Source organism: Microbacterium sp. SW12 (assembly GCF_055391095.1).
The window spans coordinates 545,326-562,873 of record NZ_AP024335.1 but is presented as its reverse complement, the minus strand read 5'-3'; the positions used below and the strand labels follow the sequence as shown (position 1 = coordinate 562,873).

Annotated in this window: 14 protein-coding genes and 1 pseudogene; 6 read left to right on the top strand and 9 right to left on the bottom strand. The window is 67.9% G+C overall.

Features of this window, described 5'->3' with window-relative positions:
• Positions 1–298 precede the first annotated feature (298 nt).
• Positions 299–1,960, bottom strand: a complete 1,662-nt coding sequence (locus MICSW_RS02855) for a sensor histidine kinase (protein ID WP_464496695.1) — start codon at positions 1,958–1,960, stop codon at positions 299–301.
• A gap of 104 nt (positions 1,961–2,064) precedes the next feature.
• Positions 2,065–3,072, bottom strand: a complete 1,008-nt coding sequence (locus tag MICSW_RS02850; protein ID WP_292728163.1) for a glycerophosphodiester phosphodiesterase family protein — start codon at positions 3,070–3,072, stop codon at positions 2,065–2,067.
• A 120-nt stretch (positions 3,073–3,192) separates the two neighbouring features.
• On the opposite strand from MICSW_RS02850, the gene MICSW_RS02845 reads away from it, so the two are divergent.
• The gene (locus MICSW_RS02845) at positions 3,193–4,110 is read left to right on the top strand and encodes a Bax inhibitor-1/YccA family protein (RefSeq protein WP_347424252.1); all 918 of its coding nucleotides are present in this window, start codon (positions 3,193–3,195) and stop codon (positions 4,108–4,110) included.
• An 85-nt stretch (positions 4,111–4,195) separates the two neighbouring features.
• On the opposite strand, the gene MICSW_RS02840 is transcribed toward MICSW_RS02845, so the two are convergent.
• The 6 genes and pseudogenes from MICSW_RS02840 to MICSW_RS02815 form a co-directional block, all read right to left on the bottom strand.
• The gene (locus MICSW_RS02840; protein WP_464498487.1) at positions 4,196–4,918 is read right to left on the bottom strand and encodes a glycosyltransferase family 4 protein; all 723 of its coding nucleotides are present in this window, start codon (positions 4,916–4,918) and stop codon (positions 4,196–4,198) included.
• 742 nt (positions 4,919–5,660) lie between these two features.
• Positions 5,661–7,243, bottom strand: a pseudogene (gene guaA, locus MICSW_RS02835) (glutamine-hydrolyzing GMP synthase).
• Between the two features lie 42 nt (positions 7,244–7,285).
• Positions 7,286–7,822 (bottom strand): DUF3817 domain-containing protein, encoded by a 537-nt coding sequence (locus MICSW_RS02830; protein WP_292733444.1) that lies wholly within the window; start codon positions 7,820–7,822, stop codon positions 7,286–7,288.
• A gap of 9 nt (positions 7,823–7,831) precedes the next feature.
• Positions 7,832–8,674, bottom strand: a complete 843-nt coding sequence (locus tag MICSW_RS02825) for an SURF1 family protein (protein WP_464496694.1) — start codon at positions 8,672–8,674, stop codon at positions 7,832–7,834.
• Complete coding sequence (locus tag MICSW_RS02820) at positions 8,671–9,789, bottom strand: GuaB3 family IMP dehydrogenase-related protein (RefSeq protein ID WP_228179478.1); 1,119 nt, start codon at positions 9,787–9,789, stop codon at positions 8,671–8,673. The genes MICSW_RS02825 and MICSW_RS02820 overlap by 4 nt, the downstream gene beginning before the upstream one ends.
• A gap of 168 nt (positions 9,790–9,957) precedes the next feature.
• Complete coding sequence (locus MICSW_RS02815; RefSeq protein ID WP_464496693.1) at positions 9,958–10,539, bottom strand: TetR/AcrR family transcriptional regulator; 582 nt, start codon at positions 10,537–10,539, stop codon at positions 9,958–9,960.
• Positions 10,540–10,634: 95 nt separating this feature from the next.
• On the opposite strand from MICSW_RS02815, the gene MICSW_RS02810 reads away from it, so the two are divergent.
• The gene (locus MICSW_RS02810) at positions 10,635–12,119 is read left to right on the top strand and encodes a DHA2 family efflux MFS transporter permease subunit (protein ID WP_464496692.1); all 1,485 of its coding nucleotides are present in this window, start codon (positions 10,635–10,637) and stop codon (positions 12,117–12,119) included.
• On the opposite strand, the gene fdhD is transcribed toward MICSW_RS02810, so the two are convergent.
• Positions 12,062–12,940 carry a formate dehydrogenase accessory sulfurtransferase FdhD gene (fdhD, locus tag MICSW_RS02805; RefSeq protein WP_464496691.1) on the bottom strand — a complete coding sequence of 293 codons (879 nt, stop codon included), beginning with the start codon at positions 12,938–12,940 and terminating at the stop codon, positions 12,062–12,064. The genes MICSW_RS02810 and fdhD overlap by 58 nt on opposite strands.
• 157 nt (positions 12,941–13,097) lie before the next feature.
• Here fdhD and MICSW_RS02800 point away from each other — a divergent pair, with 157 nt between their 5' ends.
• From MICSW_RS02800 to moaA, 4 genes are read left to right on the top strand one after another with little or no spacing between them, the layout of a single operon-like run.
• Entirely contained in the window at positions 13,098–15,437 is a 2,340-nt protein-coding gene (locus MICSW_RS02800) for an FdhF/YdeP family oxidoreductase (RefSeq protein ID WP_464496690.1), read from the top strand.
• On the top strand, positions 15,434–15,961 hold the full coding sequence (locus tag MICSW_RS02795) for a MogA/MoaB family molybdenum cofactor biosynthesis protein (RefSeq protein ID WP_228179469.1): 528 nt from the start codon (positions 15,434–15,436) through the stop codon (positions 15,959–15,961). The genes MICSW_RS02800 and MICSW_RS02795 overlap by 4 nt, the downstream gene beginning before the upstream one ends.
• Positions 15,961–16,398, top strand: a complete 438-nt coding sequence (locus MICSW_RS02790) for a molybdenum cofactor biosynthesis protein MoaE (RefSeq protein WP_228179470.1) — start codon at positions 15,961–15,963, stop codon at positions 16,396–16,398. Before MICSW_RS02795 ends, MICSW_RS02790 begins: the two co-directional genes overlap by 1 nt.
• Positions 16,395–17,495, top strand: a complete 1,101-nt coding sequence (moaA, locus tag MICSW_RS02785) for a GTP 3',8-cyclase MoaA (protein WP_347424244.1) — start codon at positions 16,395–16,397, stop codon at positions 17,493–17,495. The genes MICSW_RS02790 and moaA overlap by 4 nt, the downstream gene beginning before the upstream one ends.
• The last annotated feature ends 53 nt before the right edge of the window (positions 17,496–17,548 follow it).

Sequence of the window (17,548 nt, the reverse complement as noted above, 5' to 3'; positions counted from 1 at the left end):
AGGGATGAGCGCAATCCACCCCGTATGCGACTGCGGCTGCACCCGCGCCAGGATGCCGCTGGCAATCGCCCCGGCAAGGATGAGGCCGAAACCGGCGAGCGCAGCCGTTGTGAGCACCCCGTTGCCGTAGATCTGTGCGACTGCCATGACCCCGACGGCGGCTGCGAGCAACGCGAACTGTGCCCAGGGCTGGGTTCGCAGCGACAGCACGATGCGTGCCCCGGAGTCGGATGCCACGCGCGGGCCATCGGCGGTGGGCAACCGTTCCCCCCCGCCGTGCCGCAGGCGACCATCCATGTCAGCTCACCCCTTGCACACGGATCTCCGTCGAATCGTCACGCGTCATCCGACTCCTCGGCGGCGGCAGTGATCGGGTCAGCCGTGGCGCGCGGAAGCACGAGACGCGCGAGAGTCCCCCACCCACTGCGGGGAGCAACTCGACACCGATACCGGCCTGGTCGGCGAGTTTCTTCGCTATCGACAGGCCCACCCCGGCGCCCGGTATCGCGTTGTCACGCGCATAGTCGGATCGGTAGAACCTCTCGAACGCACGACGGCGCTCCGTCTCTGTCATCCCGACGCCGGTATCGCGGATCTCGACGACGGGACGACTGTCACCCAGAACGTCGGTGCTGACGACGACTTCGCCGCCGGCCGGTGTGAACCGAATCGCGTGGACGAGGATCTGCGTCAAGATGGCGCGGAACGCGCGCGTGTCGACGTGCGAGTGGCCGGCAGCCCGATTACTCACGTGCAGCGTGACACCGCACTCGTCGGCAAGGGGGCGATGGGTGGCGACGGTGTCGCCTGTGATGATCGCAACCTCGGCAGTGTCCCGCAGCATCGCCACCGACTCGCGGCCTGCAGCGGTCAGGTGTTCCACCGTCGTGAGCAGACGACTCGCTGCGGCGTCTATCGCCGCGAGGCGGCTCGCGACCGACTCAGGGACATCGCTCATGAGGGCGAGATCGGTCTCACCGAGCAGAACGGTCAGCGGCGTTCGCAGCTCGTGCCCGACGGAGTCGAGGAAGCGATCGCGCACCTCGATGCCCTCCACCAGTTCGGTGACGTCGTGGGCGATGATGGCTGCGCCGACGAGCTCACCCTCCGTGGCGATCGGGAACATCCGGTAATGCACCGCGACCTGATCGCCGGGCGCCCCCAGCCACGCGACGTGTTCGATCGTGAACATCCGATCGATGATGGTCTTCACCGCCTCATCGGGGAAGGTCACGGGGCTGAGGCGATCGGCAGCGAACACGCGGTGATCACCCAATCCCGGTCGGCGGAAGTCGAGCCTCGACTGCCATGCCAGGCGTCGTGCCGTCGCGTTGATCCGCAGGAGCGCACCGGCACGGTCGAAGACTGCCACGGCATCTTCGGTCCCCTCCTCGATAGCGGTCATCGTCGCGACATCCGCAGCCCGCGCCCGGGACTCCTCCCGCAGCCGCTCCATCGTCGCGTCGGTCGCACGCTGGTTCTCACGCAGCTGCCGACCGACGACGTATGCAGACGTCGCGAATACGGACATGACGATGGGTGCCAACACGAACGGAACCCAGTCCACAGCCTCTTGCGGCCAGGAGTCGGTCGCCAGCGCGTGGGATGCGGGGACGGATGCCGACACGAGCACACCGATCACGATCGACACCGGATCGAAGGCGACCGCCAACCAGCTCAGTGGGAGGATCACCAGGGCACTGGCCAGCTGCAGTTCGTGAGACAGCGGTGCGGCGATGACGGCGATGGCGACGATGTCGATCAACGGAACAACCGCGAGCCACCGGGTGTCGACGGAGGTCTCGCGCCGTTCAACCCAAAACACGACGATGGTCCCACCGATGAGGGCCGCGAGAGAGATCGCTACGGGAACAACCAACGGGGACCCATCGACGACGACTCCGGCGACGAGCGTCACCGTGGATATCAGGACGATCGCCACCTGTGCCCACGGCTGCACACGGAGTGTATCCGCGTGCGTCCCGGCCACCGCAATCACCCCCTGCCGCACCCTGCCGTGCCGCCGTTACCGTGGGCTTAGGCTCCCGCGCCGTACCCGGAGTGTCAACCCCCCTCGCCGATCGGTTCGGTGCCAAACACTTCGACGCCGAGGTCGGCATGATCTACGAAGACACCGTCAAGACCCGCCCGCGCGAGCACTGCCCATTCGCTGCGCCAGTCGCCGTAGTCCGCGAGATCGCCCGTACGGAACGGGGGCAGGAGGAACGCGTTCTCGGGACGACACGTCCAGGTGAAGACAGCCAGCCCCCGCTCGTGCGCCCGGGCGACCACAGGTGCCGGACCCGTCGCGCGACCCTCGGCATCCGGCGCGAGGATGACGGTCTTGTCGGGGCTGATCCCGTCGACATGGGCGGCGAGGACATCCAATCCCTCGGGCGTCATCCATTCGGTGTAGCTCCGCGAGGTCGGGTCCGTGAGCTGATCGGCGGGGATGCCGCCCGCTTCGAGCAGGAACACCAGTTCGGCGTGCGTCCCGCGCTCGCGCAGTCGGCGAAGGATCGTCAGTTCGAACGACTCGATCACGACCCGACGACCCTTCCATCCTGTCGAGGCGAGCTCGGTGTCCAGAAGCGCTGCCATGTCGTGGCCGCACTCCGCGAAGTAGGACGCGTGCTTGACCTCGATCACCGGGATGACCTCCCGACCGCGAGCGCGATGCTCATCGAGCAGCGCAAGCAGGTCACGAAGACGCAGCAGGGGCTCCTGGTCGTCGAAGGAGGCGCTTCCCGGGCGGATGCCGGGAATCCGCTCCCGGCATCGGAGGGTCGCAAGCTCGTCCCAGGTGAAGTCCTCGGCGAACCATCCCACGTGGTCGAGTCCATCGATGCGTTTGGTCGTGCGGCGCTGCGCGAACTCCGGATGATCTGCGACATCGGTCGACGTCGACAGTTCGTTCTCGTGGCGGATGACGAGGATCCCGTCGTTCGAGACGACGATGTCGGGTTCCACGGCATCCACGCCCATCTCGATCGCCAGCTCATAGGAGCCGCGCGTGTGTTCGGGGCGGTAGCCGGGCGCACCGCGGTGGCCGATGATGAGGGGCCTGCTCACGCGCTCAGGCTAGTCGTTCATAGCGGCTTCACAGCGGTCGCCGGTCATACGAGCGCACCCATCCGATACCCTTGATCAACAGCAGACGGCTGTTTTTCACGAACTTTGGAGTGTGAACTCGTGGCGGCTGGAAACAACCCCGCATTCAACAACCCCGCGTTCCAGGAGCAAGGCGCGGGCCGCGCTTACCCGACGAGCGGCCAGCCCGGTTTCGGAGCGCAGACGCAGTACGCGCCCCCGGCTGCGGCAACTGACGCCGCCGTCGACGCTCAGCTGGAAGGTGCCTACGCAGCACCGTCGGCCGGTGCGATCGAGACCGGACGGATGACTGTCGAAGACACCGTCATCAAGACGATCGGCCTGTTCGCCATCCTGCTGGTGACCGCTGTCGCCGGGTGGATGTGGACGATGGCACCGGTCACGGCGACCAACCCGAACCCGACGATGGTGCCGTGGATCATCGGTGCGCTCGGCGGGTTTGTCCTCGCGATGGTCGTGATCTTCACGTCCCGCAAGAAGATCCGCCCCGCGCTGATCTGGGGCTACGCGGCCTTCGAGGGTCTGTTCATCGGTGCCATCTCGGCGTTCTTCGAGTTCATCTGGCCCGGCATCGTCATCCAGGCCACGATCGGTACCCTCGCGGTTGTCGGCGTGACGCTCGCCCTGTTCGCGAGCGGCAAGGTGCGCGCTTCCAAGAAGGCCACCAAGGTCTTCATGATCGCGATGGTCGGCTACCTGGTCTTCTCGCTGGTCAACGTGATGCTGATGATCTTCAATGTCCCGATTGCCGGCGGCGCCTTCGGCATGCTCAGCGAAGTGAAGATCTTCGGCATCCCGCTCGGCGTGATCATCGGCATCCTGGTTGTCATCATGGCGGCATACTCGCTCGTGCTCGATTTCGACTCGATCCAGCAGGGTGTGCGCAACGGCGCCCCGCGCCAGTACGCGTGGCTCGGCGCCTTCGGCATCATGGTCACCGTCGTGTGGCTGTACGTCGAGATCCTGCGAATCCTCGCGATCCTGCGCGGCAGCAACTGACGCACTGATCCGCTGATGGGCCGCCCCACTCCTCGGAGTCGGGCGGCCCTTCTGCATCCGAGTGTCCGCGGCGCGAGGGAGGGTGTCAGCGGCTGACGGGATCAGCGAGGGCGGCGCGAACGGCCGTCCCGAGGGCGCGCATGGATGCCGCAGCATCCATCGCCGCGGCAGCGGCTCGTCCCGAGGCCGAAAGCTCCGCCCGGCGCTCGCGATCCGAGAGCACGTCGATGAGCGCTGCAGCGAGGGCGTCGACGTCGCCATCGGGGACAAGCACCCCGCCTCCGTGCGCGAGGCTGTCGCGGGGTCCGTAGGGCATGTCGTACGCGACGACGGGCACGCCGGCCGCCAGCGCCTCGAGAACGACCAGCGGCTGACCTTCGTTCGTGCTGGCGAGCACGAGAACGTCGGCGGATGCCCAGGCCTGCGTCGCGGGATCGGCGACGTGACCGATCCACTTGACAGCATCCTCAACGCCCAGCTCGGTCGCGAGAGCGCGCAGTTCGGCGCCCGCAGCGCCGTCGCCGTACACGAATAGGTGCGCGGCAGGCACCGCGGCACGAACCGCAGGAAGCGCCCGCAGCACATGATCGACACGCTTCCGAGGAATGAGCGAGTTCAGGATGACGATGCGACCAGAAACAGGATCGCTCGGCGCCGACACGACCGGCGCAGGATGCGGCACGACGAACGATCGCAGCCGCTGCGCGCCGAATCGGCGCTCGACGTCGTCGCGTTGTGAGGGCGTGAGCCACAGCACACCGTCGAACCGGTCGGCGATTTCGAACCACCGCTCCCACGCGGCATCCATCGGCGAGTCCCATCGGAACGGAGAGAGCACATGGCAGGCGTGCGTCGTGTGCAGCACGCGGATGCCGGCATCCACTGCGGGCTCGCCCTCGGCGACCAGCGTCTCACCGATCTGACGTGCCTCGCAGAGCACGACGACGGGCGCGCGCTCGGCGTCGGACCCGCCCTCCGCCCCCTCTGCCGCGACTACGTTCACCCAGGCACGGTAAAGACCGCCGAACCCCGGCAGCCATCCGATCACGGCGCCCTTGTCGTAGACCCGAACCGGAGCGTCAGTCAGGTGCCACGCGGCGTCACCACTCACAACCGGCAGGTCGAGCACCGGCGCGCCCGAGTCATCGACGATCGGCCGCGTCGGCCACGGGGATGACGGCACCGGCCCCGGAGTCGCCGCACGCCGCAGCCACGACGGATTGGAGCGTACGTCATCGAACAGATTCCGAAGGCTCTCCCGGCTTCCCAGGAGCCCCCTACGCACCCACTCGGCTCGATGAGCGTCGTGGTCGGCGGTCTCACCGGGGTCGACGGTCAGGAGCGTGACGTCAGCGCCTGCCGCGGCCATGTCGATGGCCCGCCGGAGCACCGAAATCGTGAAACCACCGTCGCGGTCAGGAACGAGCCGGGACGCGAGAATCAGGTACCGCGCCGCCGGCAACGCGCCGCCGCCGGGGGCTACTCCCACTCGCCCGCTCCCGCGGTCGAGTTCCACACAGCACCTCCGTCGAGCGGGAACGCCGCAAGCGTCACTCCCACTCGATAGTCCCCGGGGCTTGGAGGTGACATCCAGCACGACGCGATTGACCTCACGCACCTCATTCGTGATGCGGTTCGAGATGCGGGAGAGAACGTCGTACGGCAACCGCGTCCAGTCGGCGGTCATCGCATCTTCGCTCGAGACGGGACGCAGCACGATCGGATGCCCGTACGTACGCCCGTCGCCCTGGACACCCACCGACCGCACGTCGGCGAGGAGCACGACCGGGCACTGCCAGATCTCGGCATCCAGCCCCGCCTTCGTCAGCTCTTCGCGAGCGATGGCGTCGGCATCACGCAGGATCTCGAGGCGGTCAGCGGTGACCTCACCCACGATGCGGATGCCAAGACCGGGCCCCGGAAAGGGCTGGCGGCCGACGATGACCTCAGGAAGCCCCAATTCACGTCCGATCGCGCGCACCTCGTCTTTGAAGAGGGTGCGCAGCGGCTCGACGAGTTCGAACTGCAGGTCTTCGGGAAGCCCACCGACGTTGTGGTGGCTCTTGATGTTCGCCGTACCGGCACCGCCACCGGACTCGACGACATCCGGGTAGAGCGTGCCCTGCACCAGGAACCGGATGGGCTCGCCGCCAGCCTTGGCTTCATCGACGAGTTCGCGCTGCACCCGCTCGAACGCACGGATGAACTCGCGACCGATGATCTTGCGCTTCTCTTCGGGATCGCTGACGCCGGCGAGGGCCTCGAGGAACGTCTCGCGCGCGTCGACGGTCACGAGGCGCACACCGGTCGAGGCCACGTAATCCTGCTCGACCTGTTCGCGCTCGCCCTTGCGTAGCAGTCCGTGGTCGACGAACACGGCAACCAGCTGGTCACCGACTGCCTTGTGCACGAGGGCCGTCGACACGGCTGAGTCGACGCCTCCCGACAGCGCCGAGAGCACACGACCCGAGCCGACCTGCGCGCGGATCCGATCGACCTGCTCGGCGATGACGTTGCCGCTGTTCCAGTCTGCGGGGAGGCCCGCAGCCTTGTGCAGGAAGTTCTCGATGATGCGCTGCCCGTGGTCGGAGTGCTTGACCTCGGGATGCCACTGCACACCGTACATGCGGCGAGCGTCGTTGCCGAAAGCCGCGACCGGGGTGGCACCGGTGCGGGCAAGTACCTCGAACCCGGCGGGGGCTTCGGACACCTGGTCACCATGGCTCATCCAGACGTTCTGCTCCGCGGGCTGGCCGTCGAACAGTACGCTCTCGTCACGGATGATGCTGGCGTCCGTCGCCCCGTACTCGCGCAGCCCCGTGTTCGCAACGACGCCACCGAGCGCCTGCGCCATGACCTGGAATCCGTAGCAGATGCCAAGGGTCGGAACGCCCAGGTCGAACACCGCCGGGTCGAGCGTCGGCGCGCCAGGCTCGTACACCGATGACGGTCCGCCCGACAGGATGATGCCGATCGGGTCCTTCGCAGCAATCTCTTCCGCGGTCGCGGTGTGCGGAACCAGCTCGCTGTAGACGCCCGCTTCGCGCACGCGACGGGCAATGAGCTGGGCGTACTGCGCGCCGAAGTCGACGACGAGGACGGGTCGCTGCGAGGTCTCGGTCTGTTCTGTCACCGGATGCTTTCGGTCGGCGCCCCTGGAACCCAGGAGCGAAGGTCAGGACACTGTGGGGTTCTGGCGGGTCACGCTGGAGTGTTCGGCGAGATCGTGGTTCTCGGACTCGCGCGCAGCAAGGTACGTCTTGACCTCACGGGCGACCCGTGCCTCCATGAAGAACGACAGGAACGGGACGATTCCGCCCAGCGCGAGGGCGATGAACCGACCGAACCGCCACCGCATCAGGCTCCAGATGCGGAAGCACGCGAAGAGGTACACGACGTAGAACCAGCCGTGGCCGACGAGGATAGACAGCGACACGTTGACACCGTCGCCCGCTGACTCAAGGTCGCAGCCGAGACCGCCGGGAACGAAAAGCGAGTACCACTCGCATCCGGGGCCGACCAGCACCGGCGCGAACCAGAGGAAACCACCGGAGCCACCCGCGAACAGTTCGACGTGCAGCGGCGAGTATTTGAGGATCATCTCGGCCAGCAGCAGAAGCAGCATGACACCGGTGATGATCGAGGCGACCTGGTAAAAGGTCAGGGCTCCGCGAATGGCCGGAAAAGACGACGGTTTCGGCTCGCGGGGCATGGGCCCATTCTAGTCGCCGGTTGCGGTCGCGCTTCCCGAGCCGGATGCCGCGCCCGCGGCATCCTCGAGCTCTTCGACCTCTTTCTCCCAGGCGTCCTTGGCGAGGCGGTACCAGAAGTAGAAGGCGAAGCCGGCGAAGACCACCCACTCGGCGGCGTAGAAGATGTTGAGCCAGTTCACCGTGGAGCCGGCATCCGGCGCGGGCGAGGCGATGTCCACAAGGCCCGCCGGCGCAGACTGCGAGGCGATGTAGCTGCGATAGACGTCAAGGCCCGCGGTGTCGTGCCACTGCGACAGGAGCGCCGCCGGCGACATCCGTGTCATCGTGAACGGCGGCTCGCCGCGCGGCGGCGGCACCGGACCCTCGTCCGAGATCAACCGACCGACGACCGTCACGGACTCCCCCGCGACCGCAGTCTGCTCGAGCGCCTCGGCGGCGGATTCGGCGACGGTGAGCGTCGGCGCCCAGCCGACGGCGACGGCCACGGATGTCGGCGTCGCGGTGTCGGCGATACGCAGCTGACCGGTGACCCAGAAGCCTTCGATGCCGTCGTTGAAGCGCGACGAAACGACAAGGAAATCCTCGGGAACCCACGTGCCCGTCACCTCGACGCGCTGGCCCACGAGCGGCTCGGGAAGGTACTCGCCGGGCCCGGCGATCTCGGCGAGCGGCCTGACCTCTTCGGTGGTCCCGGGCGGGAGTGGGTCGGTGTCGATAGCGCGCGAGAGCTGCCACTGCCCGAGCCACGCGAACACCCCCGCTACGACGAGCGCGAGCAGCAGGACGCCGATCCAGCGGGGTCGGAGCATGACCTCCCGCAGGGTCGGGGGAAAGACTGTCTGGTCTGTCATCCGCCCGTATACGGCGCGACGACCACCTCGACGCGCTGGAACTCCTTGAGATCGGAGTACCCGGTCGTGGCCATCGACTTCTTCAGCGCCCCGATCAGGTTCGCGGTTCCGTCAGCCACCGGAGCCGGACCGTAGAGCACGGATTCGAGGTTCGTCACCTGATCCACCTTCACGCGGCGACCGCGCGGGAGCTTCGAGTGGTGAGCCTCCGGCCCCCAGTGGTATCCACGACCGGGGGCGTCGGTTGCCCGCGAGAGAGCGACGCCGAGCATGACGGCATCCGCTCCCATCGCGAGCGCCTTGACGATGTCGCCTGACGTTCCCACACCGCCATCGGCGATGACGTGGACGTAGCGCCCGCCCGACTCGTCGAGGTAGTCGCGGCGCGCGCCGGCGACGTCGGCTACCGCCGTGGCCATCGGGGCGTGGATGCCGAGAACCCCGCGCGTCGTCGAGGCTGCGCCCCCGCCGAAGCCGACGAGCACGCCCGCGGCGCCCGTGCGCATGAGGTGCAGGGCTGCCGTGTAGGTCGCAGCACCGCCGACGATGACAGGCACGTCGAGGTCGTAGATGAACTTCTTGAGGTTGAGGGGCTCGTCGACGCTCGAGACGTGCTCGGCCGAAACCGTCGTGCCACGGATGACGAACAGGTCCACACCCGCGGCGACCACGGTTTCGTACAGCTGCTGGGTGCGCTGCGGAGTCAAAGCACCGGCCACCGTGACTCCGGCGTCACGGATCTGCTGCAGTCGCTCACGGATGAGCTCGGGCTTGATCGGCTCGGAGTAGAGCTCCTGCATCCGGCAGGTTGCCGTCGCCTCGTCGAGAGACGCGATCTCAGCCAGCAGCGGCTCGGGGTCGTCGTACCGGGTCCAGAGCCCCTCGAGATCGAGGACACCGAGTCCGCCGAGCTGACCGAGCATGATCGCCGTCTGCGGGCTCACAACCGAATCCATCGGGGCGCCGAGCACCGGGATGTCGAACTGGAACGCGTCGATCGACCAGGCAGTCGAGACATCCTCGGGATTGCGGGTGCGGCGCGAGGGAACGACGGCGATGTCGTCGAACGAGTACGCGCGGCGAGCCCGCTTGGCGCGGCCGATCTCGATCTCCATGGTCACGCGCCCCAGCCTACCGGTGGCGTGCGGCGACGCCGCGCGTGATCCCAGCCCCGCGCCGAACCCACACGTTTCGGTCCCACCCCACACGCGATACGCGCCGGATCGCGTGGGTTCGCGGCGAAAGGTGTGGGTTCGCCGCTCGGAAGAGGCGCCGCACAGCCATCACCACGGTTCGTTGCCGCGGGGCGCGACGTCGCGGACGGCGCGCATCGTGGTCGGGAAGCACGTCTCGAACAGCTCATGGATGCCGTCATCGGCGTCCACCTCGTCGATGAGGCGCAACCCGATCATCGTGTTGATCAGCATGCCCTCGGCGAGGAACGCCTGGGCGGTGTCAGGGTCGAATCCGGCCTCGTCGCGGAGGAAGCGCCAGACCTTCACGAAGCCCTGGCGGGCGGCGGGTCCGATCACCGGATGACCGCCGAGAAGGAACGCGTGCGAGAGGGTCTGGTGGAGTCCCCGCACCTGGAGAAGCCGAAGATAGACAGCCCCCATACGCTCCTGCGCCGGAGCGTCGGCGGGGGCGTCGAGTTCGGCGCGGAATCCGTCGAGCAGTTGATCGAGAGCGTCGTGCAACACGGCCAGAAACAGCGATTCCTTCGTTCCGAACAACCTGACCACGTACGGCTGACTCACGCCGGCGGCGCGAGCTACCTCGTCTGTGGTGGCTCCTTCGTACCCGCGGGCCCCGAACACAGCGTGAGCCGCGAGCAGGATTTCGGCGCGGCGCTCGTCGGAACTCATGCGCCGTTGTGTGCCGTTCTGAGCCATGCTTGACATGTTATCAGTCGATTACTACATTCCAAGTAATCATCCGATTACATCAACGGAGGCATCCCGTGACCACCACGCTCGATCCGGCTCCTGCGCCGCCCTCGCACCTCACCGCACCGCGGCATCGTGCGTTCGGCCTGGTGGTCGCGGCCGCGTCGGTTCCGATGTTCATGGCCACGCTCGACAACCTCGTGATGACCAACGCCCTGCCGGTGCTCCACCGCGACCTCGGCGCGAGCGTCGAAGAGCTGCAGTGGTTCGTGAACGCCTACACGCTGGCCTTCGCCGGAGCGATCCTGCTGGCATCCGCCCTCGGCGACCGATTCGGGCGCCGCACGGTCTTCGCGATCGGAATCGCCGTCTTCGGGATCGGGTCAGTGCTCGCGGCCCTCAGCACCGATCCGTCGCAGCTGATCGTCGCCCGCGCCGTCCAGGGACTCGGCGGGGCCGGCATCTTCCCCCTGTCGCTCGCGCTGCTCTCGGGCGGTGTCGCCCCCGAGCGCCGTCCGCTCGCGATCGGGATCTGGGGTGGCGTCTCGGGTCTCGGGGTCGCCGTCGGCCCACTCGTCGGCGGTGCGATCATGGAGGGCTGGAACTGGCAGGCGATCTTCTGGCTGAACGTTCCCATCGCGATCCTCGCCATCCCCTTCGCGCTGTGGGCGCTGCGCAATGACCGTGGAGCACGCGTGCGACTCGACCTCCTCGGCGCCGTCATGATCGCACCGAGCGTCGTCCTGCTTGTCCACGCGATAGTTCGCGGCAACGACGATGGCTGGGGCTCGTTTGGAGTCATCGCGGAGCTTGTCGCAGGCATGGCGCTCCTGGCTGGATTCGTCGCCTGGCAGGCCCGCACGTCAGCGCCCCTCGTTCCGATGCGGTTGTTCCGTGACCGCAGCTTCACCGTCACCAACATCGCCGGCTTCGGCTTCAGCTTCGGTACGTTCGGCGCGATCTTCCTGCTCATCCAGTACATGCAGGTCGTGCAGGGTGCCTCCCCCTGGGAAGCCGCGGTGCGCACGACGCCGTGGACCCTGGCGCCGATGGTGATCGCACCGCTCGCGGGCCTGATAGCCCCGCGCGTCGGCACCCGCATCCTGATGGTCGTGGGGCTCGTCATGCAAGCGACAGCGCTGATCTGGCTCACCGCCATCCTGGATCTCGACACCCCGTATGCCGCGATGATCGCCCCCTTCGTCATCGCCGGCGTCGGGATGGGCCTCGTGTTCGCGCCGTCGGCGACGGCCCTGCTGGCGACCCTCGGCATCGTCGATCACGCGAAAGCATCCGGGGTCAACTCGACGGTGCGCGAGATCGGACTGGCCCTCGGTACTGCCGTGCTCACGGCGATCTTCCTCGGCGCCGGTGGCGAGCTGATCCCCGACCTCTACGTCGAGGCGGCGCGGCCCGCCGTCTTCGTCGGGGGAATCGTGCTGGTGATCAGCGCGATCGCCGCGCTGTGGCTGCCAGCGGGACGCTCCGCACAGTCGCCGACTCAGCCGGTCGCGACCTCGGCTGTCGCCGGCACGAGCACGCGCTCGGGGCAGGTGTAGATCGCAAGGCTTGAACCGCGGCTGAAGCCGACGAGCGTCATCCCGGATGCCGCCGCGAGATCCACCGCGAGAGACGAGGGCGCGCTGACGGCGGCGAGCACCGGGATACCGGCGAGCCGCGCCTTCTGTACGAGCTCGAACGAGGCACGCCCCGACACCTGCAGCACTGTTCCCGACAGCGGCAGGCGGTCTTCGCGTACCGCCCATCCGACGATCTTGTCGACCGCGTTGTGGCGCCCGACATCCTCGCGCAGACACAGCAGCTCCCCCTCAGCGGTGAAGAGGCCCGCCGCGTGGACGCCGCCGGTCCGATCGAACAGCGCCTGGCTCTCCCGCAGCACGTCGGGCAGGTTCGCCAGCGTGCCGGCGTCGATACGGATGCCGTCACCTGCGACATCGAATCGTGATTGCTTGCTGACGGCCTCGATCGAGGTGGTACCGCAGATTCCGCAGGCCGAGGTCGTCGTGGAATGGCGCGCGTGGGCATCCGTCGGGGGAACCGCGCCCCGGCCCAGCACTGCGTCGATGACGTTGTAGGTGTTCTCTTCGCGGCGACCGAACTCGTCGAATCCGGCGCAGTAACGCAACGAGGCGAGTTCATCGCGCGCAGCGATGACACCCTCCGAAACCAGGAAGCCGGCCACGAGGTCGAAGTCGTCGCCGGGAGTGCGCATCGTCACCGACCACGACGTGCCGTCGATCCGGATCTCCAGCGGCTCTTCGCGGGCCACGACATCCTCCCGCGTCGATGTGGTTGCGGCATCCGCGCCGTCGTTCCACCGCACGCGGGTCACGCGGTGCCGCGTCATCCCTGTCGCCATCTCGACCCCTTCGTTCAGCTCCCATTGTGCCCCGCACCTGCGCGACGGGGCCGGATGCCGAGGATCGGCGTTAGTCTCGGGAGAACAGGTCGACGTCGACCGGCGGCGTGGAGAGGATGAGCCGCTCCCGCCGGAGAGTCCACCCGGAGAATCCACCATGGCAAAGTCCGCCCCCACCGCAGATATCGACGAGTCGAAGCTCCGTGTCTCGGCGCCCGCGACCGAAGCTGTCGGCGTTCCCGCCGTGATGCACGCCCTTGAGATGTCGATCGAGCAGATGGGCCTCGTGCGCAGTGCCCGGACGCTGCTGCGCGTGAACCAGAAGGACGGGTTCGACTGCCCCGGCTGCGCGTGGCCCGAGGAAGACAAGCGTCACATCGCCGAGTTCTGCGAGAACGGCGCGAAGGCCGTGGCCGAGGAGGCCACCGTGCGCCGTGTCTCTGCTGATTTCTTCGCGAAGCACTCGATCGCCGATCTTCTCGAGCACGACGACTATTGGCTCGGACAGCAGGGGCGCCTGGTCGAACCGATGATTCTCGACGAGGGGGCCACGCATTACCGTCCTGCCAGCTGGGACGAAGCGCTCGACCTGATCGCCGACGAATTGCGCGGGCTCGACAGCCCCGATGAGGCGATCTTCTACACCTCCGGCCGAACCTCGAACGAGGCCGCCTTCCTCTACCAACTGCTGGTGAGGGGCCTGGGCACCAACAACCTCCCCGACTGCTCGAACATGTGCCACGAGTCAAGCGGCGTCGCGCTGTCGCAGACGCTCGGCATCGGCAAGGGCACGGTGTCGATCGAAGACATCCACAACGCCAGCCTCATCATCGTCGCGGGGCAAAACCCCGGCACCAACCACCCGCGCATGCTGAGCGCCCTCGAGAAGGCGAAGATGAAGGGCGCGACGATCGTCGCCGTGAACCCTCTTCCCGAGGCCGGCCTCATGCGGTTCAAGAACCCGCAGATCCCGCGTGGTGTGATCGGTGACGGCACCCCGATCGCCGATGAGTTCGTACAGATCCGGATGGGCGGCGACCAGGCCCTCTTCCAGGCGCTCGCCAAGCACCTGCTCGAGCAGCACGAGCGTCGCGTCGACGCGGGAGAGCCCGGCATCCTGGATGCCGACTTCTTGACGCAGCACACAAGCGACTTTGCCGCCTACGCAGACCTGATTCAGGCGGCATCCTGGAGCGAGTTCGAGACCGCGACGGGGCTCACCGAAGCACGGATGCGGGAGATCGGCGATCTTGTGATCGCGTCCCCCGCGACGATCGTGTGCTGGGCGATGGGCCTGACCCAGCACAAGCATTCGGTCGCGACGCTGCGCGATGTGGTCAACCTGCTCCTCCTGCAGGGGAACGTCGGGCGCCCGGGCGCCGGCGTCTGTCCCGTGCGCGGTCACTCGAACGTGCAGGGCGATCGAACCATGGGGATCTACGAGAAGATGCCCGAGCCGTTCCTCGAGGCCCTCGACGCGGAGTTCTCGTTCGCCGCTCCGTGCAAGCACGGCTACGACACCGTCGAAGCGATCCGGGCGATGCGGGACGGGAAGGCACGCTTCTTCATGGGGATGGGCGGGAACTTCGTCTCCGCCACCCCCGACACCACCGTGACCGAAGCCGCCATGCGAAACCTGCGCTTGACGGTCGAGGTCTCGACCAAACTCAACCGCTCGCACCTCGTGACCGGCACACGCGCCGTCATCCTGCCGACCCTCGGCCGCACCGATCGCGACCATCGCGGCGGAATCGACCAGCGCGTGACGGTCGAGGACTCGATGGGCGCCGTCCACGCCTCGCGCGGGCGCCTGAAGCCCCCCGCCGACGACATGCTGTCGGAAGTGGCGATCGTGGCACGGATCGCCGAGCGCCTGTTCGCAGGGCCCAACGCCCTGCCGAACGCTCCGCAGGCCGATTGGAAGGCCATCGAAGCCGACTACGCAACAGTGCGCGCGCACATCGAGGCAGTCGTTCCCGGGTTCGACGATTACGAGGCGCGCATCGCAAAGGGCCGCACCTTCTTCCTCCCGAATGGCCCCCGCGACGAGCGCCGCTTCACCACGGTGACGGGTAAGGCGATCTTCACGGCCAACGAACTCGAGTATCCGAAGATCCCCGAGGGCCACCTGCTGCTGCAGACCCTGCGCAGCCACGACCAGTACAACACCACGATCTACGGCAAGGATGACCGGTACCGCGGCATCCGTGACGGGCGTCGCGTCGTACTCGTGAACAGCACGGATGCCGAAGCCGCGGGCGTCGCCGACGGCGAGATCGTCGACCTCGTATCGGTGTGGACCGACGGAACCGAGCGGCGTGCAGAGGACTTCCGGGTGGTGCACTACGACACCCCCGTCGGAAACGCCGCCGCCTACTACCCCGAGACGAACGTGCTCGTTCCGCTGGACTCGACTGCCGACGGATCGGGCACGCCGACCTCGAAGTCCGTCATCATCCGGCTCGAGCGCCGGGGTTCGGAACAGCCGAGCTCGTGACAGCCGCCCCGGATGCCGCCACTGCTGCGCCCCCGGGCGGGGCAGGGGTCCGCGCTGCCGTCGTGACGGCATCTGACCGCGCGGCATCCGGGGAGCGTCCGGATGCGACAGGACCGGCTCTTGTTCGACGACTCGGCGAGGCTGGGTACGTGTGCGACGCGGCGATCGTCGTGGCCGACGGGCAGGACTCGGTTGCCGGCGGCATCCGTCGCGGGCTGGATGCCGGTGCCCGGGTGATCATCACGACCGGCGGCACCGGAGTGGGCCCCCGCGATCGCACCCCCGAAGCGACCCGGACCGTGATCGACCGGGAGGTTCCGGGCCTTGCCGAGGTGTTGCGGCGCGAGGGCGCGGCATCCACGCCGATGGCGGCGCTCTCGCGCGGGATCGTCGGTGTCGTCGACGGGCCAGGCGCCGTGATCGCGAATCTGCCCGGGTCGACGCGCGGCGCCGCCGAGGGCCTCGAGACGCTGCTCCCGCTGCTGCCGCACGTTCTGGACCAGCTCACGGGCGGGGATCACTGATGGCAGACGCCATACGGATCGCGCGGATCAGCGATGAGCCCCTCGACCTCGCTGCGCACATCGCGGCGGTGTCGGGTCCGACCGCCGGCGGGATTGCGACCTTCGTCGGCACGGTCCGCGACCACGATCCGGGCGCACGCGGTGAGGTGACGCTGCTCGAGTACTCGTCACATCCGGACGCCGAGCGGATCCTGGGCGGTATCGCGGCGTCATGTCTCGCGGAGACTGAGGCCGAGTGCGCCATCGCCGTCACGCACCGCATCGGAAAGCTCGGTGTCGGCGATCTCGCCGTCGTCGTCGCGGTCTCGAGCGCCCACCGCGCTCCCGCATTCGAGGTGTGCCGGGCACTGATCGAGCGCATCAAGACCGACCTACCGATCTGGAAGCGCCAGCACGAGCACGACGGCACCGCGAGCTGGGTGGGACTCGACGCATGAGTGCCGTTCCCCTGCCCCTGCCGACGACGCTCGCTCGCCCCGGCGGCGTTGATGCGACGTACGCCGAGCGGGCGGCGCCCGGCTCGCGCGGGCAGTTGGTCGACAGGTTCGGCCGGGTGCACCGGGACCTGCGCATCTCGCTGACTGACCGGTGTTCGCTCCGCTGCACCTACTGCATGCCGGAGCAGGGCGTCGAGTGGCTCGCGAAGAGCAGCATCCTGACGACAGACGAGATCGTGCGGGTCGCGGGAGTGCTCGCAAGCCTCGGGATCGTCGAGGTTCGACTGACCGGCGGTGAGCCGCTGCTGCGTCGCGACATCGTGGACGTCGTTCGGCGTGTCGCCGCGATCGAGGGCGTCGCGGGTCCGCTCGAGGTGTCGATGACCACCAACGGACTGAAGCTCCCCGAGCTTGCCGAGCCGCTACGCGAGGCCGGTCTTGCGCGGGTGAACGTGTCGATCGACACGCTGCGCCGCGACCGCTTCGCTGAGCTGACGCGCCGCGACCGTCTGGATGACGTCTTGTCCGGCATCCGTGCCGCCCGCCGTGCCGGCTTCGCACCCCTCAAGCTCAACGCGGTGCCGATGCGCGGCGTCAACGACGACGAGATCGTCGACCTGGTGCAGTTCGCGGTCGACAACGGGGCTCAAATGCGGTTCATCGAGCAGATGCCGCTGGATGCCGGCCACACGTGGTCTCGCTCCGAGATGGTCGATGCGGGTGAGATCCTCGACAAGCTCACGCAGCGCTTCACGCTCACGCCGATCGGCGAGCGCGGTTCGTCGCCGTCGCAGGACTACCTCGTTGATGGCGGACCGACCACGGTCGGGCTCATCGCGTCGGTGTCAGCACCGTTCTGCGGTGCGTGCGACAGGGTGCGGTTGACTGCCGACGGGCAGATCCGCAACTGCCTGTTCGCCCGCGAGGAGTCCGATCTGCTGCCGCTCCTGCGCGGCGCGGAGGGCAGCTCGCCCGCGGATGACGACGCCATAGCCGACCTGCTACGCCGGTCGATCGCGGGCAAGCGCGCAGGCCACGGCATCGACGACCCCGGATTCCTGCAGCCCCAGCGCCCCATGAGCGCGATCGGCGGCTGACCCCGGCATCCGCACCCTTCCGCTGCGGGCCCGCACCTTCCGCGAACCCACAA

Bases quoted from the DNA above. Each gene is read 5' to 3' on its own strand.
- MICSW_RS02830 (WP_292733444.1), bottom strand. From the start codon at position 7,822: ATGCCCCGCGAGCCGAAACCGTCGTCTTTTCCGGCCATTCGCGGAGCC.
- MICSW_RS02790 (WP_228179470.1), top strand. From the start codon at position 15,961: ATGGCAGACGCCATACGGATCGCGCGGATCAGCGATGAGCCCCTCGAC.
- MICSW_RS02800 (WP_464496690.1), top strand. From the start codon at position 13,098: ATGGCAAAGTCCGCCCCCACCGCAGATATCGACGAGTCGAAGCTCCGT.
- MICSW_RS02815 (WP_464496693.1), bottom strand. From the start codon at position 10,539: ATGAGTTCCGACGAGCGCCGCGCCGAAATCCTGCTCGCGGCTCACGCT.
- fdhD (WP_464496691.1), bottom strand. From the start codon at position 12,940: ATGGCGACAGGGATGACGCGGCACCGCGTGACCCGCGTGCGGTGGAAC.
- MICSW_RS02820 (WP_228179478.1), bottom strand. From the start codon at position 9,789: ATGGAGATCGAGATCGGCCGCGCCAAGCGGGCTCGCCGCGCGTACTCG.
- MICSW_RS02825 (WP_464496694.1), bottom strand. From the start codon at position 8,674: ATGACAGACCAGACAGTCTTTCCCCCGACCCTGCGGGAGGTCATGCTC.
- MICSW_RS02840 (WP_464498487.1), bottom strand. From the start codon at position 4,918: ATGGATGCCGCGTGGGAGCGGTGGTTCGAAATCGCCGACCGGTTCGAC.
- moaA (WP_347424244.1), top strand. From the start codon at position 16,395: ATGAGTGCCGTTCCCCTGCCCCTGCCGACGACGCTCGCTCGCCCCGGC.